This is a genomic window from Nocardioides anomalus (genome assembly GCF_011046535.1).
In the GTDB taxonomy this organism is placed as follows: Bacteria; Actinomycetota; Actinomycetes; order Propionibacteriales; family Nocardioidaceae; genus Nocardioides; species Nocardioides anomalus.
Genome location: NZ_CP049257.1, coordinates 1795714 through 1816680 on the forward strand (window position 1 = coordinate 1795714; position 20967 = coordinate 1816680).

Sequence of the window (20967 nt, forward strand, 5' to 3'; positions counted from 1 at the left end):
GACCGCGGCCCTCGCCGTCGCGCTCGTCCCGGCCTCCGACGCCGCCGCCCCGGTGGCCGCGTCCCCGCGTGCGGTCGCGGCGGCGCCCGACGCCGTCCCGGCGGTCCCGGCGGTCCTCGCGGCCAAGGCCAAGACGAAGACTCCGATCAAGCACGTGGTGGTGATCTTCGACGAGAACGTGTCCTTCGACCACTACTTCGGCACCTACCCCAAGGCGACCAACCAGGGCGGCACGAGGTTCAAGGGCGCCCAGGGCACCCCCAAGGTCGACACCCTCAAGACCGCCAAGCTGCTCAAGAGCAACCCCAACCTCTACAAGCCGTTCCGGCTCTCCCCGGACCAGGCGCTGACCTGCGACCAGAACCACGCCTACACCCCCCGAGCAGAACGCCTACGACGGCGGCAAGATGGACCAGTTCGTCCAGCAGGTCAGCCGCGACACCTGCACCGGGATGTTCGGCGCCCCCGGGCTGACCATGGGCTACTTCGACGGCAACACCGTGACCGGGCTGTGGAACTACGCCCAGCGCTTCGCGATGTCCGACTCCTTCTTCAGCACCGTCTTCGGCCCCTCCACGCCGGGTGCGCTCAACCTGGTCTCGGGCAACACCCACGGCTTCGTCGAGCTCGACAGCGTCACCGGCGCGCAGTCCAACCCGCCGAGCACCGCGACGCTGTCCGGCGCGGACGCCACCGGCGTCGGCACCGTCAACAACGACCCGCAGCCGTACTACGACGACTGCTCGGCCGGCAACCACACCGTCCCGGCCAAGCTGGTCACCAGCAAGGGCCGCAACATCGGCGACCTGCTCAACGCCAAGGGCGTCACGTGGGGCTGGTTCCAGGGCGGCTTCGCGCCGACCGTCCCGTCCGTGGCCGGCAGCTACGCGCAGTGCGGCGCCACCCACCAGAACATCGGCGGCGGCAGCAGCCTGGACTACATCCCGCACCACAACCCGTTCTCCTACTACCAGTCGACGGCCAACCCCCACCACCTGCCGCCGATGTCGATCGCGGCCGTGGGCAAGACCGACCAGGCCAACCACAACTACGACCTGTCGGTCTTCGGTCAGGCCCTCGAGGCCGGGAGCCTGCCGTCGGTGAGCTTCCTCAAGGCGAGCGCCTACCAGGACGGCCACGCGGGCTACTCCGACCCGATCGACGAGCAGCACTTCCTGGTCAGCCAGATCAACGCGATCCAGAAGTCGAAGTACTGGAAGGACACCGCGATCGTCGTGGCCTACGACGACTCCGACGGCTGGTACGACCACCGCGCCGCCGGGCTCAAGGCCGGCTCGGCCCTGCCCGGCCTCGACTCGCCGATGTGCGCCGCCGTCGCGGCCCCCGCCGGTCAGCCCGGCCGCTGCGGCCCCGGCCCCCGGCTCCCGCTGCTCGTCATCTCGCCGTACGCCCGCGCCAACCACGTCGACCACCACGCGACCGAGCAGGCGTCGGTCCTGAGGTTCATCGAGGACAACTGGGGTGTCGGCCGGATCGGCGACGCCTCGGCCGACGAGCGGGCCGGCTCGCTTAAGCACCTCTTCGACTTCAAGCACCGGCGCACCATCAAGCTCCTGCTCAAGGACACCGGCGCGGTCAAGCGGCTCACCGGGAAGTGAGCCCCACGGTCCTGCCCGTCCCCGGTCCGGGCGCCGAGGACGTGGTGGTCGGCGCCGACGGCGCGGCGTACACCGGGACCGAGGACGGCGCGCTGTGGCGGGTGACGGCGACCCGCGTCGAGCGCGTCGCCGACACCGGCGGCCGGCCGCTCGGGATCGAGCTCGACGGCGCGGGCCGGCTGGTGGTCTGCGACGCCCGCCGCGGGGTGCTGCGCGTGGACCCCGCGACCGGCGCGGTCGAGGTGCTCGTGGACGCGGTCCGCGACGTGCCGATGGCCTTCTGCAACAACGCGGCGCTGGCCGCCGACGGCACGATCTGGTTCACCGACTCCTCCCGGCACTACGGCATCGAGGACTACCAGGGCGACATCGCCATGGCCACGCGCTCGGGCCGGCTGCTGCGGCGGGACCCGGACGGGACGGTCGGCACCGCGCTGGACGGCCTGGACTTCGCCAACGGGGTGGCGCTGGCCGCCGACGAGTCGTACGTCGCGGTGGCCGAGTCCGGCGCCTGCACGCTCGTCCGGCTGTGGCTGACCGGAGCGAGGGCGGGGGAGCGGGAGCTGCTGGTGCCCGAGCTGCCCGGCTACCCGGACAACGCGGCCCTGGGCTCCGACGGCCTGGTGTGGGTGGCGATCGCCGGCCCGCGTGTGGCGTTGGCCACGCGCATCCGCCGCGGCCCGCGGTGGCTGCGCCGGGTCGCCGCCGCGACGCCGAGGCGGCTGCAGCCGGCGCCGGCGCCCAGCTGCCGGGTCCAGGCCTACGACGACGCGGGCCGGCTGGTCCACGACCTCGACCTGCCGAGCGCGCACTTCGGCTTCGTGACCGGTGTGCGGGAGCACCGGGGGCGGGTCTGGCTGAGCAGCCTGCAGGAGCCGGCGATCGCGTACGTGGACCTGTGACTCCGTAGACTCGCGTCATGGGTGTGCTCGACACGATCTCGGGGCCGCAGGACCTGCGGCGGCTGTCCGACGACGAGCTGACCACCCTCGCGGCGGAGATCCGGGACCGGCTGATCACGTCCTGCGCGCCCGTGGGCGGCCACCTCGGCCCCAACCTCGGCGTGGTCGAGCTGACGCTGGCCATCCACCGCACCTTCGACTCCCCGCGCGACCGCGTCGTCTGGGACACCGGGCACCAGGCCTACGTCCACAAGATGGTGACCGGGCGGGCCGCGGAGTTCGACCGGCTCCGCGTCGAGGGCGGGCTGAGCGGCTACCCGAGCCGGTCGGAGTCCGACCACGACCTGGTCGAGAACAGCCACGCCTCCACCTCGCTGAGCTACGCCGACGGGCTGGCCAAGGCCTACGCGATCCGCGGTGAGGACCGCCACGTGGTCGCGGTCATCGGCGACGGCGCGCTCACCGGCGGCATGGCCTGGGAGGCGCTGAACAACATCGCGGTGGCCGAGGACTCCCGACTGGTCATCGTGGTCAACGACAACGGCCGCTCCTACACCCCGACCATCGGCGGGCTGACGACCGCGCTGACCCGGCTGCGCACCAGCCCGCGCTACGAGCAGGTCCTCGACCTGGTCAAGCGCCGGCTGAACGCCGTCCCGGGCGTCGGCCCCGCGGCGTACGACGCGCTGCACGCCATGAAGAAGGGCGTCAAGGACGCGGTCGCACCCCAGGGGCTGTTCGAGGACCTCGGGCTCAAGTACGTCGGGCCGGTCGACGGCCACGACCGCGCAGCCGTGGAGCACGCGCTGAGCCAGGCCAAGAAGTTCGGCGGCCCGGTCATCGTGCACGCCATCACCCGCAAGGGCTTCGGCTACGACGCCGCCGAGCGCCACGAGGCCGACCAGTTCCACCAGGTGGGCCCGTTCGACCCGGACTCCGGCGAGCAGGACCCCAAGGGCACCATCTGGACCAACGCCTTCACCGAGGAGATCGTCCGGATCGGCCAGCGCCGTCAGGACGTCGTGGCCATCACCGCGGCGATGATGCACCCGACCGGGCTGCACCAGTTCCAGGCGCGCTTCCCCGAGCGGACCTTCGACGTCGGCATCGCCGAGCAGCACGCCGCGACCTCGGCGGCCGGGCTGGCCATGGGCGGCCTGCACCCGGTCGTGGCGATCTACGCGACCTTCCTCAACCGGGCCTTCGACCAGGTCCTCATGGACTGCGCGCTGCACCGCTGTGGCGTGACCTTCGTGCTCGACCGGGCCGGCGTGACCGGTGACGACGGCGCCAGCCACAACGGCATGTGGGACATGTCGATCCTGCAGGTGGTGCCCGGGCTGCGCCTGGCCGCGCCGCGCGACGCCACCCGGCTGCGCGAGCTGCTCAACGAGGCCGTCGACGTCGACGACGCCCCGACCGTGCTGCGCTTCCCCAAAGGCCCGCCGCCCGACGACGTACCGGCTGTCGACACCGTCGGTGGCGTCGACGTGCTGGTGCGCACCGGCACCCGCGACGTGCTCGTCGTGGCCGTCGGCGCCATGGCCACCACCGCGGTCGACGTGGCCGAGCGGCTGGTCGCCCAGGGCATCGGCGTCACCGTCGTCGACCCCCGCTGGGTCAAGCCCGTCGACCCGGCGCTGGTCGACCTGGCCCGCCAGCACCGGCTCGTGGTGAGCATCGAGGACAACGGCGAGACCGGTGGCTGTGGCGCCGTGCTCCTGCAGACCCTCAACGCGGCCGGCGTGACCACGCCGTTCCGCCTGCACGGCATCCCGCAGGAGTTCCTGGGCCACGCCAAGCGCGGTCGGATCCTGGAGCAGATCGGGCTGACCCCGCAGGCCATCGCCCTGGGCATCGTCGAGGACATCACCGCGCTGTCCGACCCGCCGCGGGCCGAGGTCCAGGCCGACCGCTGACCGGCCCCGGCGGCGGCTGACCTGGACGGGCGCGCCGCGGCGCAGTACAACGGACCATGGAGCTGCTCGCCGAGCGCCGCTGGGTCACCGATGGTGGCCTGGAGACCGACCTGATCTTCCACCACGGTGTGGACCTGCCCGAGTTCGCCGCGTTCCCCCTGGTCGAGGACGAGGGCGGTCGCGCGCTGCTGACCGACTACTACGAGGCGTACGCCGCGATCGCGGCGCGGGCTGGCGCCGGGCTGCTGCTCGAGTCCCCGACGTGGCGGGCCAACCCGGACTGGGGCGCGCGTCTCGGCTACGACGCCGCCGACCTCGACCGGGTCAACCGGGCCGCGGTGGCGCTCATGCACGAGCGCCGCGAGGCGCACCCCGAGCTCGAGGTCCTGGTCGGGGGGATCGTCGGCCCGCGCGGCGACGGCTACGTGGCCGGCGACCGGCTCGACCCCGCGGCGTACGCCGAGCACCACCGGCCCCAGCTGGCGTCGGTGCGGGCGGCCGACGCCGACCTGGCCACCGCCCTCACCCTGACCGGCGCCGACGAGGCCATGGGGATCGTCGCCGCCGCGCGCGACGTGGGCATCCCGGTGGCCATCGGGTTCACCGTCGAGACCGACGGCCGGCTCCCGGACGGCACGGCGCTGGCGCAGGCCGTCGCGACCGTCGACGCGGCCGGCGGCCCGGACTGGTACCTCGTCAACTGCGCCCACCCGAGCCACGTCGCGCCGGCGCTGGAGGGGGACGGGCCGTGGCACCGGGTGGCCGGGCTGCGGCCCAACGCGAGCCGGGCGTCGCACGCCGAGCTGGACCAGGCCGAGGAGCTCGACGACGGCGACCCCGAGCAGCTGAGCCGGGACTGCCAGGACCTCGCCGGGAGGCTCCCCGGCCTGCGCGTCCTGGGTGGCTGCTGCGGCACCGACGCCCGGCACGTGGCCGCACTGTGGGGTGTCTGAGAAACTGGACCGGTGACCCAGGAACGGCTCGTCCACATCGTCGACGAGATCCCCGAGCTCGAGGGCGCCACGGACCTGACGATGGTGCTGGTGCTCGACGGGTTCCTGGACGCCGGGAACGCCGCGGCCCACGCCGCGCGCCACCTCGCGGACCTCGACAGCGGCCGCGGGTCGTCGGGGCCGGTCGTGGCCACCTTCGACGTCGACTCCTTCCACGACTACCGCGCTCGGCGACCGGCCATGTCCTTCGTGCGCGACCACTACGAGGCCTACGACGCGCCGCGGCTGGTCGTCCGGCTGCTGCACGACAGCGGCGGCACGCCGTACCTCCTGCTCCACGGCCCCGAGCCCGACAACCGCTGGGAGGCCTTCGCCCGGGCCGTCCGCGAGGTGCTGGACCGGCTGGGGGTCACCCGCGTGGTGGCCATGGGCTCGGTGCCGATGGCGGTGCCGCACACCCGTCCGCTCGCGATCACGCCGCACGCCAACCGGCCCGAGCTGCTGCTCGGCACCAGCCCGTGGCGCGGCGAGCTGCGCATCCCGAGCAGCGCGCAGTCGATGCTCGAGGTCCGGCTGGGGGAGTGGGGCCACGACATGCTGGGCTTCGTCGCCCACATCCCGCACTACCTCGCGCAGCTGGACTACCCCCAGGCCGCGGCCGTGCTGCTCGAGCAGGTCGAGCTGGCCGGGCGGCTCACCATCGACCTGACCGAGCTGCACGAGCTGGCCCGGGAGCGCGAGGGCGAGATCGACCGCTACCTCGAGGCCAACGCCGAGGTCGGCGAGGTCGTGGCGGCGCTCGAGCAGCAGTACGACGCCTTCGAGCGCGCCGAGGAGTCCGGCGTGAACCTGCTCGCGCCCGACGAGCCGCTGCCGACCGGTGAGGAGATCGGGCGGCAGTTCGAGCAGTTCCTGGCCGGGCTCGACGACGGCTCGAGCGACCCGAGCGACTCGGGGCGCGAGGCGTGACGGCCGAGGTCGACGACCTGCTCACCCTGCTCGACCTCGAGACCCTCGACGACGACCTCTACCGCGGCGCGCAGCCGCCGTCGGCCCGGGCCCGGGTCTACGGCGGTCAGGTGGCGGCCCAGGCCCTGGTCGCCGGCACCCGGTCGGTGGACCCGGAGTTCGTCGCGCACTCCTTCCACTCCTACTTCCTGCTGCCCGGCGACTACTCGGTGCCCATCGTCTTCGACGTGCAGCGGTTGCGCGACGGCCGCTCCTTCCTCACCCGCCGGGTCACCGCCCGGCAGCACGGACGGCCGATCTACCACCAGACCATCAACTTCCAGCGCCCCGAGGAGGGGTTCGACCACCAGGACGTGGTGCCCGACGTCCCCGGGCCGGAGCACGGGCTCGACCTGGTCGACCTGATGCGCGGGCGCGGCAACGCCGACGCCGACGAGCTCGGCAAGGAGTGGGGCTCGCTCGAGGTGCGGTTCCTGGGCAACTCCCGGCACGGCCTGGAGCCCGACCCGCGACACCCGTCCCGGGCGCAGATGTGGGTGCGGTTCAAGGAGGGCCTGCCCGAAAACCCGGTGGCCCACCTCGCCGCGTTCACCTACGCCAGCGACATCAGCCTGCTCGGGGCCTCGCTCGCGGTCCACGACGTCAACCCGGCCCAGGCCATGATGGCCTCGCTCGACCACACCCTGTGGTTCCACCGGCCGTTCCGGGCCGACGAGTGGTGGCTCTACGACCAGTGGTCGCCCTCCGCCCACGGCGGCCGCGGCCTGGCCATCGGCTACGTCTACACGGCCGAGGGGACCCTGGTGGCGACGGCTGCCCAGGAGGGTGTCATCCGGGCCCGACGACCCCGCGAGGACTGAACGGTCCGGCGACCCTCGAGCGGGTGACCACTGGTCCACAACGGTGAGTCACACGAGTAACACCAGTAACAGGGGACCCACCAGTCACTGTTGTCAAGTGTGTCGCCTCCTCCGTTCGGCCATTTCACCCCGATCCGCGGACGGGGCGCGTGGGACGAATGTTCACTGCGTGACATGCACCGGCCGAAGCACCGAGCCCCCACCCGGCGCCGACCGACCCCCCAGCGAGCCGCTGCGGCGGCCGGCGCGGGCGTCCTCCTCGTCGCCGCCCTCGTCCCCGCGGCGTACGCCGCCGACGGCGCCAGCTTCGGCGCGCCCGGCCAGCACCACCCGACCGGGAAGGGCGCCAAGCCCGGCGACCACGGCAAGCCGGACCGGGGCGACCCCACCCCCGAGCACGACCCGACGGCGACCAACGGCGGCCACGCCCTCGCCGGCGACGCGGGCCAGAGCCCCAAGGCGCTCGGCCCGACGCCGCCGCCGGTGACGCCCTACGAGATGCCCTTCCCCTGCGGCGAGACCTGGACCGGCTCGTCCCGGGCCAGCCACACGCCGAGCCCGCGGGCCGTCGACTTCAACTACGCCGGCGGCGACGAGGGCAAGCCCGTCGTGGCCGCGGCCCCCGGCACCGTGATCACGGCCGTCGTCGGCAAGAACAAGCCCAGCTACGGCCAGTACGTCGTCCTCGACCACGGCAACGGCGAGAGCTCGCTCTACGCGCACATGGACTCGGTGCTGGTCACCGTCGGCCAGGTCGTGGCCGCGGGCCAGCAGGTCGGGACGGTCGGCAACACGGGCAACTCCCACGGCGCGCACCTGCACTTCGAGGAGCGCGTGGCCGGGGCGGTCGTCGACGCCTGGTTCCACGGCGCGGCGTTCGCGATGAACTCCGCCCTGACCTCGCAGAACTGCGGCGGCACGCCCATCACCCCCGTCGTGAACATCACCGACGTGCCGCTGGCCGGCGACATGTACGGCGGTCGCAGCGCCGAGGTCATGGTCTACCGGCGCGCCGACCCGGCGGCGTTCCACATCACGCGCACCGGCGTCAAGGAGCGGGTCATCAAGATCGGCGACCCGGCCGCGCAGCCCGTGATCGGTGACTGGGACGGCAACGGCCGGGTCGACCCCGGCGTCCGCGAGCCCAGCTCGCGCGTGTTCACCCTCCAGGTGAAGCGCCAGCGCACCACCATCAAGTTCGGCAAGAAGACCGACCTGCCCGTGGCCGGCAACTGGGACGGCGTCGGCCCGTGGGAGATCGGCGTGCGCCGGCCCGCGGCCGGCAAGTTCATCCTGCGGATGGCCGACGGGAGCAAGAAGAAGGTCGCTCTCGGCGACGCCGACGACCTGCCCGTCACCGGCGACTGGGACGGCAACGGCACGACCGACCTCGGCGTCTACGACCGGACCACAGCGACGTTCACGCTGCTGATGACCGACCCGCTCGGCGCGCCGTACACGACCACGGTCGTCTTCGGCACCCCCGGCGACGTGCCGGTCACCGGTGACTGGGACGGCAACGGGCTCACCGACCTCGGTGTGTGGAGCCCGGCGACCGCGACGTTCAACAAGCGCGGTGCGGTCGCGCCGGCGGCCCAGAGCCACCGGGTGCGCAAGATCGCCTTCGGCAACCCGACCCGGTGACGGCCTAGGACTGGGGCACGTCGAAGACGAGGCAGGTGCTGGTCGCGGTGGCGACCGCGGTGCCGGCCTCGTCGGTGACCACGCCCTCGCTGAATGCCACCCGGCTGCCGACCTTGACCACCGTGCCGGTGGCGGTCAGCAGACCGCTGCGCGAGGTCACCGCCTTGAGGTAGCTGACCTTGATCTCGATCGAGGTGTAGCCCCGGCCGAGCGGCAGCGTGCTGTGCACGGCGCAGGCGCACACCGAGTCGAGCAGCGTGCACACCAGGCCGCCGTGGACGACGCCGATCGGGTTGTAAGCCGACTCGTCGGGGCGGCAGGTGAACACCGCGCGGCCCGCCTCGACCTCGGTGACGCCGAAGTCCATGAGCCCCGAGATCGGCGCGGGCGGCAGCACGCCGTCGCGGATGGCGGAGAGGTAGTCGAGTCCGGCCATCCGCAGCCCCTGCGCGGCGCCGATGGACGGGTCGTACCAGGTGACCGTCTTGGTCCGGGGCGCACCCCACTCGGCGCTCACGCCTGCCTGCGCAGTCGCTCGCTCGGCGCCGGGTAGTGCGCCACCCGGTCCGGGTCGTCGGGCGCGACGACGTGCTCGAGCCCCCAGGTGAGCAGCGCGTCGAGCACCGGGACCAGCGCGCGGCCGGCGTCGGTCAGCGCGTACTCGAAGCGCTGCGGCCGCTCCTGGTAGGCCCGGCGCTCGACCACGCCGGCCTCCTCCAGGACCTTGAGCCGGGCCGCGACGCGGTCGCGCGGGGCGCCGGTGCCTCGCACGATCTGGTCGAAGCGGGTGCTGCCGAGGACGATCTCGCGGACGACCAGGAGGGCCCAGCGCTCCCCGACGACCTCGAGGGACGCGGCGATCGGGCACGGTCGTCCGGGCAGGCGGGCCAGGGTGACGGGGGCGGACACGGGTGCTAGCGTCCCAGGGGTGAGTTCGGAAATCAAACTGACTCCGCCGGCCGTCGACACCTCGACGCCCCTGCTCCCCGTGGTGCTCGGGACCGCGCTGGTCCTGGTCACCTACGTGACACCGATCGCGACCATCCCGGCCACCGCCGCCGACCTCGGCGCGGGCCCGGTGGCGCGTGCGTGGGTGCTGAGCTCGATGAGCGTCGGGCTGGCCGGCGCGCTGCTCGCGGCCGGGGTCGTCGGCGACTCGCTCGGCCGGCGCCGGGTGTACGTCGCCGGCCTGGTCGCCACCGCGCTCGGAGCACTCGTGTGCGGCGTCGCCGCCGAGCCGGTGCTGTTCGTGGCCGGCCGGGTGGTCGAGGGTGTCGGCGGCGCGGCGGTGCTGGCCTGCGGGCTGGCCGCGCTGGCCCACCGCTACCCGCTCGGCCCGGAGCGGCTGCGGGCCACCTCGGCGTGGGGTGCGGCCGTCGGGCTCGGCATCGCCGGCGGCGTGCTGCTGGCCGCGCTCCTCGACTCGCTGCTGGACGTCGGGTCGGGCTGGCGGCCGAGCTACTGGGTCACCGCGGCGGCCGCCGTCGTGCTCGTCCCGGTCAGTCGCCGCGGCCTGGCCGAGTCCGCGGCCGTGGTGCGCGCCCGGGTCGACGTGGCCGGCCTCGTGCTCCTGGTGGCCGGCATGACCCTGGCCGTCTCCGCGCTCACCCAGGGCCGCAACGGAGTGGACCTGCCCACGGTGGTCCTCGCCGGGGCCGCGGTGGTCGCGCTCGCGGCGTTCGTCCTCGTCGAGCGGCGGGTCGAGGCCCCCCCTGCTCGACCCCGAGCTGCTGCGCCACCTGCGCTTCCGCGCCGCCACCGCCGGCTCGCTGGTCCTCGGCGCCGGGATGATCGGCATGGCGTCGTTCAGCCCGGCCATGGTCCAGCTCGGCTACGGCCGCGGCCTCTGGGCGGCCAGCCTGCCCGCCGTGGCCTGGGCCGGCACCGGCGTCGTCACCTCCCTGCTCGTCCGCCGGATCCCGCACCCGCTCGAGGGCCCGCGTCCGGTCGCCCTGTTCCTCGTCGTCGTCGCCGCCGGCCAGCTCCTCACCTGGGGCCTCGACGCCGGCTCGCCGCTGTGGCGGGTGGTGCTGCCCTTCGTGCTCGCGGGGCTCGGCACCGGCGTCCTCAACAGCCTGCTCGGGCGCGAGGCCGTCGCCGCCGTGCCACCCGACCGCGCCGCCATGGGCTCGGGGGCCAACAACACCGCCCGCTACCTCGGCGCCGCCTGCGGGATCACGCTGTTCGTCACCGTGGCCACCCACACCGGCGCCGACCTGTACGCCGGCTGGAACCACGCCGCCCTGGTCGCCGCCGCGCTCACCCTGCTCGGCGCCGCGGCCATCGCCCTGTCCCCGCGCGGCGCCTAGACCCAGTCGTCGGCCTCGCAGGAGTGCTGGACCTCGTTGTCGTAGCAGACGTCGGTGTCGCCGCCGCCCCAGGCCTCGTCGCGGCCGGGGCCGCCGGCGAGCTCGTCCTGGGCGCCGCGGCCCCTGAGGACGTCGTTGCCCGTGCCGCCGGCCGCGATCTCCTGTCCAGGACCGCCGAGGAGGAGGTCGTCGCCGGGGCCGCCGTCCATGAGGTCGCCGCCGCCGCGGGCCACGAGCCGGTCGTCCCCGGGGCCGCCGAAGAACCACAGCATGCCGTCGGAGCCGATGACGGTGTCGTCCCCGGAGCCGGCGTAGATGCCCTCGCGGGTGCCGGCGGCCGGGCTCTCCTGGTCGCCGTCGAAGCGGATCAGGTCGTCGCCGGCGCCGGCCTCGATGTAGATCGTGTCGCGCCAGGTGACGTGCCCGTCGAACAGGATCCGGTCGGCGCCGCGGCCGCCGAACACGTGCAGGCTGCCGCAGACCACGTCGTCGCCGCCGCCGGCACGGACCGTCGCGGTCTTGTCCGTGGCCACGATGACGTCGGCGCCGGAGGTGCCGACCAGGTCGCCGGCGCCGGAGATCGTCGCCGCGCGCCCGTCGCAGGTCGGCGCGGCCACCGCGGGAGCGGCGGTCACCGCCGCGAGCGGCGCGGTCGTGAGCAGCAGGGCCAGGAGCGTCCACCTCGTCATGACCGGTACGACGCTCCGCCGGGCCGCCGGGTTCGCTAGAGCGCGGTGGTCCGCCCGGCCAGGTGCGGCGCACCGCTCCTCGGGCTGCTCAGCGCGAACGCGTAGCCGCCGTCGACGGGCGTCGAGCCGAAGGCCACGGATCCGGGCAGCAGGACCGGCTTCTTGAAGGCCACGTCCACGCGGACCTCGTCGGGCAGTCGGTTCTCCAGGTAGGCCACGCAGCGGGCCATCGTCCACATGCCGTGGGCGATCTGGCGCGGGAAGCCCAGCGCCTTGGCGGTCAGCGGGTAGAGGTGGATCGGGTTGTGGTCGCCCGAGACCGCGGCGTAGCGCCGGCCGAGGTCGGCGGGCAGCTTCCACACCACGCCGTTGGGCTCGGCGTCCGGGAAGGCCGGGCCGGAGGACGCGCCGTCGTCGCCGCGCCCGCGCCGCAGGTAGGACGAGGTCTCCTCCCACACCGTCTCGCCGTCGGTGCGCACGAGGGTGTGGAAGTCGTAGACCGTGCCCTTGGCGTGCGGGCGCGGGTCGGTGACGTTGACGGTGACGTTGACGCTCTCACCGATGCGCAGCGGCCGGTGCTGGGTGATGGAGTTCTCCACGTGCACGGTGCCGATCGCGGGCGCGGGGAAGCCCGGGTCGCTCATGATCGCCATCTGCAGCCCGAAGGCCAGCAGGTGCGGGTAGGGGAGCGGCACTGTGTCCTTGTCCGGGAAGCCGCAGACCCGCGCGTACGCCGTGACGTGGTCGCGCTCGATGGTGGTGGCCGGCCCGGTGCGCGAGAGGCCGGCGAACGCGCCACCGGTCTTGCGGATGCCGGGCAGCTGGTTGACCAGCGGGATCGACGGCAGCGCCGCCCGGGCCAGGGTGAGCGCGGGGTTGCTCATCAGGCGCCCAGCATCATCTGGCCGCAGACGCGGACCACGTTGCCGTTGACGGCGGTGGACCCGGGGGAGGCGTACCACGCGATCGTCTCGGCCACGTCGACCGGCAGCCCGCCCTGGGACATGGCGTTGAGCCGCTGGCCGACCTCGCGGGTCGCGAACGGCACGGCAGCGGTCATGTCGGTGACGATGAAGCCGGGCGCGACGGCGTTGATGGTGATGCCGTCGCCGACCTCGTCGGCCAGCGAGTCGACCAGCCCGATGACGCCGGCCTTGGAGGCGGCGTAGTTGGTCTGGCCCACGTTGCCGGCGATGCCGGCGATCGAGGCCACGCCGATGATGCGGCCGTTGGCGTGGACCACGCCCTGGTCGAGCAGCTCGCGGGTGATGCGCTCCGGCGCGGTCACGTTGACGCCGATCACGGCGTCCCACTTGTCCTCGCCCATGTTGGCGAGCTTCTTGTCGCGGGTGATGCCGGCGTTGTGCACGACCACGTCCACGCCGCCGTGCTTCTCCGTCAGGTGGTGCGCGATGCGCTGCGGCGCGTCCTTCTGGGTGATGTCGAGGGCCAGCCAGTCGCCGCCGAGCTCCTTCATCAGCGTCTGGAGCGCGTCGGCGGCCTGGGGCACGTCGACCCCGACCACGGTCGCGCCGTCGCGGTGCAGCACGCGGGCGATCTGCTCGCCGATGCCACGGCTCGCGCCGGTGACCAGCGCGACGCGGCCGGCCAGCGGCAGGGTCCAGTCAGCGACCTCGCCGGCCTCCGTGGTCCCGTGGGCGCCGATCCGGACGACCTGGCCCGAGACGTACGCCGACTTGGGGCTCAGCAGGAAGCCGAGCGTGGACGTCGCGGCCGCCTCGGCCCCCTCGGCCACGTAGACCAGCTGGACGGTGCCGCCCTTGCCGATCTCCTTGCCGAGGCTGCGGGTGAAGCCCTCGAGGGCGCGCTGTGCGACGCGCTCGGAGCCCTTGAGCTGCTCGGGCGGCGTACCGATGACGACCACGCGCGGGCAGGTCCCGAGGCTGCGCAGCTTGGGCGTGAAGAAGTCGCGCAGTGCGTGCAGCTCCTCGGTCGACGCGAGCCCGGTGGCGTCGAAGACCAGGCCCTTGTAGCGCTCGCCGTCCTCGGCCGTGACCGTGCTGGCGATGCCGAGCTGGTCCAGCAGGCCCGGGAGCGACTCGACCAGACGGCCGGTGCCGCCGACGACGACGGTGCCGTCCACGAGCGGCGCGCCGGCGGTGTACCGCTCCAGCTTCGTCGGGCTCGGGAGGCCGAGGTTCTTGACCAGCAGCTTGCCGATCGGGTTGGACGCGAAGTCCTGGTAGCGGTCGCTCATGGCTCTATTGCAACTCTCTGTGTAACTGGGTGTCCACTTTTCGTGACGCCCGCCTCAATGGCTTGTCCCACCAAGTTACCCGCGAGAAACTTGCCCCATGAACTCGTCCACTCGTCGCGTCGCGGTCCTCGGCGGCAACCGGATCCCCTTCGCGCGGTCCAACACCGCCTACTCCTCGGCCTCCAACCAGGACATGCTGACCGCCACCCTCGACGGGCTGGCCACCCGCTTCGGCCTCGAGGGTGAGCGGCTCGGCGAGGTCGTGGCCGGCGCGGTGCTCAAGCACTCCCGCGACTTCAACCTCGCCCGCGAGGCGGTCCTGGGCTCGAAGCTCTCGCCCGAGACCCCCGCCATCGACATCCAGCAGGCCTGCGGCACCGGCCTCCAGGCCGTCATCGAGGTGGCCAACAAGATCGCGCTCGGCCAGATCGACTCCGGCGTCGGCGGCGGCTCGGACACCACCTCCGACGCGCCCGTCGCGATCTCGGAGAAGCTGCGCAAGAAGCTGATGAAGGTCAACGCGGCTCGCGACACCACCTCGCGCCTCAAGGCCCTCGCCGCGATCAGGCCCGGCGACATCGGGCTGTCCATCCCGCAGAACGGCGAGCCGCGCACCGGGCTGTCGATGGGCGAGCACGCCGCGCTGACCGCGCTGGAGTGGCAGATCGGCCGCGAGGAGCAGGACGAGCTCGCCGCCGCGTCGCACCAGCACCTGGCCGCGGCCTACGACGCCGGGTTCATGGACGACCTGATCACGCCGTTCCGCGGGTTGGAGAAGGACAACAACCTGCGTCCGGACTCGAGCGTGGAGAAGCTGGCGAAGCTCAAGCCGGTCTTCGGTCGCGGGGAGTCCGCCACGATGACCGCGGGCAACTCGACCCCGCTGACCGACGGCGCCTCCGCGGTGCTGCTCGGCTCGGAGGAGTGGGCCTCGGAGCACGGCCTGGAGCCGCTGGCCTACCTGACGGCGTACGAGACCGCGGCCGTGGACTACGTGCACGGCGGCGAGGGGCTGCTCATGGCCCCGGCGTACGCCGTCGCGCGGATGCTCCAGCGCGAGGGGCTCACGCTGCAGGACTTCGACTACTACGAGATCCACGAGGCCTTCGCCTCGCAGGTGCTGTCCACGCTCAAGGCCTGGGAGGACCCGGTGTTCAGCAAGGAGCGCCTCGGCCTCGACGCGCCCCTGGGCTCGATCGACCGCGCCAAGCTCAACGTCAACGGCTCCTCGCTGGCCGCCGGCCACCCCTTCGCCGCCACCGGCGGCCGGATCGTGCCGGTGCTGGCCAAGCTGCTGGCGAGCTCCTCGGGTGGGACCGGCCGCGGCCTGATCTCGATCTGCGCCGCCGGCGGCCAGGGCGTCGTGGCGATCCTCGAGCGCGCCTAGGGTGCGCTGACGTGGTCGACGCACCCTAGAACAGCTCCAGCACCTCGCTGGTCGGCCGGACGTCGCCGAACGTCCGGTAGACCACGTGCAGGGTCGCGTTGTGGTCCTGGTCGCGCCGCGCCGCACAGGCGTCGGCGACCAGGACCACGCGGTAGCCGAGCCCGGCCGCGTCGCGGACCGTGCCCTCCACGCAGACGTTGGTCACGGTGCCTGCGACGACCAGGTTCTCGATCCCTCGGGCCTGCAGCTGCTCGTGCAGGTCGCTGGCGCCGGCGAAGAACGCGCTGAAGGCCGTCTTCTCGGCGTACACGTCGTCGTCCGCGGGCTCCAGCTCCGGCCAGAGCCGCGCGCGGACCGGGCCCTTGCCGCCGGAGGCGTTGAACATCGCCGCGATGTCCGCCCCGAAGAACTCCACGTCGCGCGGGGGCAGCTCACGCGACGTCGGCACGACCCAGGCGACGGTGCCACCCCTCGCCCGCAGTGCGGTCGCGAGGGTGTTGATCCGCGGCACCGTGCCGCGGACGTAGTCGTTGTCCTCGAAGAAGAAGGGACCACGTCGACCACCACCAGCGCCGTACGACGCGGGTCGAGCTGGTCCCACGCGTGCCGGGTGCCGCGGCGGCTCTCCTGGCGGTCGTACTCGCGCTGCTCGATGTGCCAGGCGTGGTCCACCCGGGCACTCTGGCGTTCGTGCGGGCCGCGGCCCGGGCGCCGCGCCGTCCTAGCGGGTGACGAGCGCCAGGGCGGAGTCGACGAGGTAGGCGCGGACCTGCTCCGGCGAGATCTCGCCGACCGTCGGCACGCCGGGCGTGGCCTCGGCGACCAGGATCCCGACCCGCGCGAGCTGGAGCGCGCCGAGCCCGCTGGCGTACAGGGTGTTGGCCAGCAGCGCCGGGTCCTCGACGGTGAACCGGCCCGCGTCGACGCCGGCCTGGAGGGCCTCCTGCAGCACGGCCAGGCAGCCGCTGATCCCGCGCCCGAGGCGGAACAGCGCGCTCTCGCTGATCTCGTCCAGGAGCTCCGGGCCGCTGCGCCGCATCAGTGCCTGCGCGCAGTCGATGAAGGCCGGGTGGGCCAGCCCGTAGTCCACGAACGCCCCGACCAGGCTCTCCAGCGTCCGCTCCGGGCTCAGCCCGCCGCCGGCCGCGCCCTGCAGCGCCGCGTGCAGCTCGTCGAGGTAGCTCACCAGGGTGAGCGCGAACAGCTCCTCCTTGCCGGAGAAGTGTCGGTAGACGATGGCCCGGTTGATCCCCACCGCCCGCGCGATGTCCTCGATCTGCGCGTCGCGCACGCCACGCTCGTCGAAGAGCGCCCGGGTCGCCGCGATGATCTCCTTCTCCCGCGCCCGCCGCCGCGCCGCCGCCGCACTGCGGCGGCCGTCGGTCTCGGGTGCGCGGGTGGCCACGATCCGATGGTAAACGGTGTGCAACTCCGAGTTGCACGAGTGTGACGGGTTCGTCAGCGTTGGCTCGACCGCCGGCATCACCGATGTTGGTGATATGGCGGGGTCGGCCCGGCAGAGCCGTCTTGACGGGACATCCTGACGCCGCGGTTGTTGCCGCCGGTTGCCAGAGAGGGAGACACCAGTGCGCGCGAGGAAGTTCATGGGGTTGGTGGGCGTCGCGGCGGCGCTCGCCGCGACCAGCATCTCGACACCGGCCGCCTATGCGGCCACTCAGACCACACTCGACCTGGAGTTCAACGAGAGCCCCGGGTCGACCGTCGCGGTCGACGGCTCAGGGTTCGGGCACAACGGTGCCATCGGGTCGCACATCAAGATGACGGGGACGTCGGCGGTGATCGACCGGCACCCGCCGGACGCCACGACGTACTACGGCGCGGACCACCTGATCATGGTCAACGAAGCGCCGGACGGGTCGCTCGACCCGGGCGCGGGCAACTTCACCGTGGAGTTCCGGTTCCGCTCCACCGTGAAGTTCGGCAACGTGGTGCAGAAGGGACAGGCCACGACTGCGGGCGGTCAGGTCAAGTTCCAGCAACCAGGGGGCTACATGAGCTGCATGTTCAAGTCACCCTCGGGTCAGGCCGCGGTGAAGTCGAGCATCTACACCAGCGACGGCGCCTGGCACACCATCCGGTGCGAGCGGACCCCGAGCGAGGTCCGCCTCTACGTCGACGGTGTGTTCAACAAGCGCATCCGCAAGCCGACGGGCACCATCGACAACCGCAAGCCGTGGACGATCGGGGGCAAGTTCGACTGCGACACGAGCAACCCCGCGACCGGTGCCGACAGCTGCGACTACTTCGCCGGCGAGATGGACTGGCTGCACCTCATCAAGGGCTGAGCGAGGCACCGTGCGAGCGTTGCTGTGACTCACAGCAGCGCTCGCACCGTCTCGATGGTGTCGGCCTCCGCCGCGGTCTTGTCGTCGCGGTAGCGCAGCACCCGGGCGAAGCGCAGCGCGAGTCCGCCGGGGTAGCGCGTCGAGCGCTGGAGGCCGTCGAAGGCGATCTCGACCACCTGCTCGGGCCGGAGCTCGACCACGTGGGCGTCGCGGACGTGCTCGGGGTCGCGGGCAAGGGCGGTGAAGCGCTCGGTCTGCCAGGCCAGCATCTCGTCGGTCATGCCCTTGAAGGTCTTGCCGAGCATCACGAACCCGTCCCCGTCCCGGGCCCCCAGGTGGATGTTCGACAGCCACCCGCGGCGCCGACCGGACCCCCACTCGACCGCCAGCACCACGAGGTCGAGCGTGTGCACCGGCTTGACCTTGACCCAGGCGGAGCCGCGGCGGCCGGCGTCGTACGGCGCGGCGAGGTCCTTGACCACGACGCCCTCGTGGCCGAGCTCGAGGACGCGGGCGGTGAAGGCGTCGGCCTCGTCGACGTCGTCGGTGACGACGCGGGGGACGAGGTGCTCGTCGGGGACGAGCGCGGCCAGCGCCGCGAGGCGCTCGGAGCCGGGGGCGTCGACGAGGTCGCGGCCGTCGAGGTGGAGCAGGTCGAAGAAGTAGGGCGTGAGGTGGACGCCCTCGCTCATCGCGGCGCGGGACGCGGTCTCCTGGAAGGGCCGGGGGCGGCCGTGGTCGTCGAGAGCGAGGACCTCGCCGTCGAGCACGACCTGGGAGGCGGGCAGGGCGCGGACGACGTCGACCACCTCGGGCAGGCGGGCGGTGATGTCCTCCAGCGAGCGGGTGGCGATCGACACCGAGGAGCCGGAGCGGTGCACCTGGATCCGGACGCCGTCGAGCTTGGTGTCCACGGCCACGGGGCGGCCGGGGCCGCCGCCGGCCTTCGCCATCGCGGCCGCGACGGTGGTGGCCGACGAGGCCAGCATGGGCAGGACCGGGCGCATCACCTCGAGGGCGTACGTCGCGAGCGCGTCCTCGGAGCCGCTCAGCGCGGCGGGCGCGACGGCCACCGTGGAGCCGGCCATCATGGCCGCGCGCCGGACGGCCGCGAGCGGGACGCCGCCGGCCGCGGCCAGCCCCTCCTGGACCAGCGAGTCGAGCGCGCCCTGGCGGACCTCGCCGGTGACCACGCCCCGCAGCCAGCGCTGCTCGTCGGGGGTGGCGCGGGCGAACAGCGCGGCGACGGCCTCGGACCGGGCGTTCTGCGAGCCCGGCCCGGAGAGCTCGGCCATGGCGGTGAAGGCCGCGTCCACCTCGAGCACGCTCAGCGACGGCGAGGGAGCGGGCGGCGGCAGCGCGGACAGCGACCGCCAGCCGAGCCCGGTCCGGCGCTGCCGCAGCGAGCCGGCCAGGTAGGACGTCACCACCGCGATCTCCTCGGGCGGTGCCGTGCCGACCGAGGACAGCAGTGCGGCCAGCGCCGCGGTCTTGGCCTTGCGCGAGCGCGTGGCCGCGACCTCGGCCGAGGTCGCGACCAGGTCGGCCAGCAGCATCGGACAGTCCTCCACGAGTTCGCCTGCGCGTGTCCCCGGAGCGGGGCGCCGTTCGTCATCAAGATGTCAGACGACACCGACACCGAGGAGTCACCGTGCACTACGCCCTGCTCATCTACACCGACCCGCACGCCCAGGACGGCGACACCGACGAGGAGCGGGCGGCGGTGACCGCCGAGTACCTCGCGATCCGCGAGGACCCCCGCGTCTGGGGCGGCGGCCACCTCCAGGGCGCCGACCTGGCCTCGACGGTCCGCGTCGCCGACGGCTCCGCGCTGGTCACCGACGGCCCGTTCGCCGACACCAAGGAGGTCATGGGCGGCTACTACCTGGTCGAGGCCGACGACCTCGACGGCGCGCTGGAGATCGCGGCGCGCGTGCCGGCGGCCCGGATGGGCGGCGCGGTCGAGGTCCGGCCCTTCCTGCTGCCACCCCACTGACGGTGCGCCGAGGGTGCGCTGAGCGTGGAGGAGCTGGAGCAGGTCTTCCGGGACGAGTGGGGCCGCGTCCTCGCCGTCCTGGTCGGCCTGCTCCGCGACCTCGACCTGGCCGAGGACGCGGTCCAGGCCGCGTTCGCCACCGCCGCCGAGCGCTGGCCGCGCGACGGCGTGCCGGCCAACCCCGCCGGCTGGCTCGTCCGCACCGCGCGCAACCACGCCCTGGACCAGCTGCGGCGCGCCAGGACCCTCGCGGCGAAGCTGCCGCTGCTCGACCGGCCCGAGGAGGTCGCCGACGTGGACCCGAGCACGATCCCCGACGAGCGGCTCGAGCTGCTCTTCACCTGCTGCCACCCCGCCCTCGCCCAGGACGCGCAGGTCGCGCTCACCCTCCGCGCGGTCGGCGGGCTGAGCACCGAGGAGATCGCCGCCGCGTTCCTCGTCGCCCCGGAGACCATGAAGAAGCGGCTCACCCGGGCCAAGCGGAAGGTCGCCGGCGCCGGCATCCCGTTCCGCGTCCCGCCGGACCACCTCCTGCCCGAGCGGCTCGGGGTCGTGCTGGCCGTGGTGTACCTCGTCTACAACCAGGGGTACGCCGGCCGCGTGGACCTCGAGGACGAGGCCCTCCGGCTCGGCCGGGTGCTGCTGGCGCTGATGCCGGACGAGGCGGAGGTGCACGGGCTGCTGGCGCTGATGCTGGCCCACCACGCCCGCCGGGCCGCCCGCCGCGACGGCGACGACCTGGTCCTGCTCGCGGACCAGGACCGCACCCGCTGGGACCACGCCCAGCTCGCCGAGGCCCGGCGCCACGCGGACCGGGCCATCGGCCCACGCGGGCCGTACGCCCTCCAGGCGGCCGTCGCCGTCCTCCAGACCGCCGACCCGGTGGACTGGGAGCAGGTCGCCGCGCTGTACGCCGAGCTGGCCGAGCGCACCGGCTCGCCCGTCGTCCGGCTCAACCGGGCCGTCGCGGTGGCCGAGCGGGGCGACACCGCGCAGGCGCTCGCGCTGGTCGACGCGGAGGCGGGGCGGCTCGACGGCTACCCCTACCTGCACTCCACCCGTGCCGAGCTGCTGCGCCGGCTCGGGCGCCACGACGAGGCGCGCGCGGCGTACGGGCGGGCGCTGGCGCTCACCACCGACGAGCGCGAGCGCCGGTTCCTGCGCCGACGGCGGGACGAGCAGCCGTAAGGTGCCGC

Annotated in this window: 20 protein-coding genes and 2 pseudogenes; 14 read left to right on the forward strand and 8 right to left on the reverse strand. The window is 73.5% G+C overall.

Annotation, left to right across the window (positions count from 1 at the left end):
• Positions 1 to 178 precede the first annotated feature (178 nt).
• The 8 genes and pseudogenes from G5V58_RS26395 to G5V58_RS09135 form a co-directional block, all read left to right on the forward strand.
• Positions 179 to 319: pseudogene (locus G5V58_RS26395) on the forward strand (hypothetical protein); the annotation flags it as partial.
• 88 nt (positions 320 to 407) lie between these two features.
• Positions 408 to 1619 (forward strand): phospholipase C, encoded by a 1212-nt coding sequence (locus G5V58_RS09105; RefSeq protein ID WP_268991269.1) that lies wholly within the window; start codon positions 408 to 410, stop codon positions 1617 to 1619.
• Entirely contained in the window at positions 1616 to 2521 is a 906-nt protein-coding gene (locus G5V58_RS09110; RefSeq protein WP_165231356.1) for an SMP-30/gluconolactonase/LRE family protein, read from the forward strand. Before G5V58_RS09105 ends, G5V58_RS09110 begins: the two co-directional genes overlap by 4 nt.
• 17 nt (positions 2522 to 2538) lie before the next feature.
• Positions 2539 to 4440, forward strand: coding sequence for a 1-deoxy-D-xylulose-5-phosphate synthase (dxs, locus tag G5V58_RS09115; protein ID WP_165231359.1), 1902 nt, complete (start codon positions 2539 to 2541; stop codon positions 4438 to 4440).
• A 56-nt stretch (positions 4441 to 4496) separates the two neighbouring features.
• Positions 4497 to 5393 carry a homocysteine S-methyltransferase family protein gene (locus tag G5V58_RS09120; RefSeq protein WP_165231362.1) on the forward strand — a complete coding sequence of 299 codons (897 nt, stop codon included), beginning with the start codon at positions 4497 to 4499 and terminating at the stop codon, positions 5391 to 5393.
• Between the two features lie 12 nt (positions 5394 to 5405).
• Positions 5406 to 6362 carry a proteasome assembly chaperone family protein gene (locus tag G5V58_RS09125; RefSeq protein WP_165231365.1) on the forward strand — a complete coding sequence of 319 codons (957 nt, stop codon included), beginning with the start codon at positions 5406 to 5408 and terminating at the stop codon, positions 6360 to 6362.
• Positions 6359 to 7222, forward strand: a complete 864-nt coding sequence (locus G5V58_RS09130) for an acyl-CoA thioesterase (RefSeq protein ID WP_165231368.1) — start codon at positions 6359 to 6361, stop codon at positions 7220 to 7222. Before G5V58_RS09125 ends, G5V58_RS09130 begins: the two co-directional genes overlap by 4 nt.
• Positions 7223 to 7396: 174 nt before the next feature.
• A complete protein-coding gene (locus tag G5V58_RS09135; RefSeq protein ID WP_165231371.1) occupies positions 7397 to 8866 on the forward strand; it encodes a M23 family metallopeptidase in 1470 nt (489 codons plus the stop codon).
• A 4-nt stretch (positions 8867 to 8870) separates the two neighbouring features.
• Here G5V58_RS09135 and G5V58_RS09140 read toward each other — a convergent pair whose 3' ends face one another.
• A complete protein-coding gene (locus G5V58_RS09140) occupies positions 8871 to 9383 on the reverse strand; it encodes a PaaI family thioesterase (protein WP_230487208.1) in 513 nt (170 codons plus the stop codon).
• Positions 9380 to 9775, reverse strand: coding sequence for a winged helix-turn-helix transcriptional regulator (locus G5V58_RS09145; protein WP_230487209.1), 396 nt, complete (start codon positions 9773 to 9775; stop codon positions 9380 to 9382). Before G5V58_RS09145 ends, G5V58_RS09140 begins: the two co-directional genes overlap by 4 nt.
• Before the next feature lie 115 nt (positions 9776 to 9890).
• Between G5V58_RS09145 and G5V58_RS26710 the strand changes: the two are divergent.
• A pseudogene (locus tag G5V58_RS26710) lies at positions 9891 to 10301 on the forward strand (MFS transporter); the annotation flags it as partial.
• Positions 10302 to 10605: 304 nt separating this feature from the next.
• Complete coding sequence (locus G5V58_RS09155) at positions 10606 to 11175, forward strand: MFS transporter (protein WP_329957578.1); 570 nt, start codon at positions 10606 to 10608, stop codon at positions 11173 to 11175.
• On the opposite strand, the gene G5V58_RS09160 is transcribed toward G5V58_RS09155, so the two are convergent.
• From G5V58_RS09160 to G5V58_RS09170, 3 genes are read right to left on the reverse strand one after another with little or no spacing between them, the layout of a single operon-like run.
• Complete coding sequence (locus tag G5V58_RS09160; protein WP_165231374.1) at positions 11172 to 11864, reverse strand: calcium-binding protein; 693 nt, start codon at positions 11862 to 11864, stop codon at positions 11172 to 11174. The two genes, G5V58_RS09155 and G5V58_RS09160, sit on opposite strands and share 4 nt — an antisense overlap.
• A 35-nt stretch (positions 11865 to 11899) precedes the next feature.
• The gene (locus G5V58_RS09165; RefSeq protein WP_165231377.1) at positions 11900 to 12748 is read right to left on the reverse strand and encodes a MaoC family dehydratase; all 849 of its coding nucleotides are present in this window, start codon (positions 12746 to 12748) and stop codon (positions 11900 to 11902) included.
• Positions 12748 to 14082, reverse strand: coding sequence for a 3-oxoacyl-ACP reductase (locus G5V58_RS09170; RefSeq protein WP_165231380.1), 1335 nt, complete (start codon positions 14080 to 14082; stop codon positions 12748 to 12750). The genes G5V58_RS09165 and G5V58_RS09170 overlap by 1 nt, the downstream gene beginning before the upstream one ends.
• A 97-nt stretch (positions 14083 to 14179) precedes the next feature.
• On the opposite strand from G5V58_RS09170, the gene G5V58_RS09175 reads away from it, so the two are divergent.
• Entirely contained in the window at positions 14180 to 15469 is a 1290-nt protein-coding gene (locus G5V58_RS09175) for an acetyl-CoA C-acetyltransferase (protein WP_165231383.1), read from the forward strand.
• 25 nt (positions 15470 to 15494) lie between these two features.
• Here the strand turns inward: G5V58_RS09175 and G5V58_RS09180 are convergent, their stop codons facing one another.
• Both G5V58_RS09180 and G5V58_RS09185 read right to left on the reverse strand, forming a co-directional pair.
• Entirely contained in the window at positions 15495 to 16070 is a 576-nt protein-coding gene (locus G5V58_RS09180) for a cysteine hydrolase family protein (protein WP_230487211.1), read from the reverse strand.
• A gap of 120 nt (positions 16071 to 16190) precedes the next feature.
• Positions 16191 to 16874, reverse strand: coding sequence for a TetR/AcrR family transcriptional regulator (locus G5V58_RS09185; protein ID WP_230487212.1), 684 nt, complete (start codon positions 16872 to 16874; stop codon positions 16191 to 16193).
• Positions 16875 to 17055: 181 nt separating this feature from the next.
• Here G5V58_RS09185 and G5V58_RS09190 point away from each other — a divergent pair, with 181 nt between their 5' ends.
• Positions 17056 to 17775, forward strand: coding sequence for a LamG-like jellyroll fold domain-containing protein (locus G5V58_RS09190; RefSeq protein ID WP_165231389.1), 720 nt, complete (start codon positions 17056 to 17058; stop codon positions 17773 to 17775).
• 29 nt (positions 17776 to 17804) lie between these two features.
• Here the strand turns inward: G5V58_RS09190 and G5V58_RS09195 are convergent, their stop codons facing one another.
• Positions 17805 to 19331: an ATP-dependent DNA ligase gene (locus G5V58_RS09195; protein WP_165231392.1), complete on the reverse strand. Its 1527-nt coding sequence runs from the start codon at positions 19329 to 19331 to the stop codon at positions 17805 to 17807.
• 95 nt (positions 19332 to 19426) lie between these two features.
• Between G5V58_RS09195 and G5V58_RS09200 the strand changes: the two genes are divergently transcribed.
• On the forward strand, positions 19427 to 19771 hold the full coding sequence (locus G5V58_RS09200; protein WP_165231395.1) for a YciI family protein: 345 nt from the start codon (positions 19427 to 19429) through the stop codon (positions 19769 to 19771).
• A gap of 24 nt (positions 19772 to 19795) precedes the next feature.
• Positions 19796 to 20959 (forward strand): RNA polymerase sigma factor, encoded by a 1164-nt coding sequence (locus tag G5V58_RS09205; RefSeq protein WP_230487213.1) that lies wholly within the window; start codon positions 19796 to 19798, stop codon positions 20957 to 20959.
• Positions 20960 to 20967 lie beyond the last annotated feature (8 nt).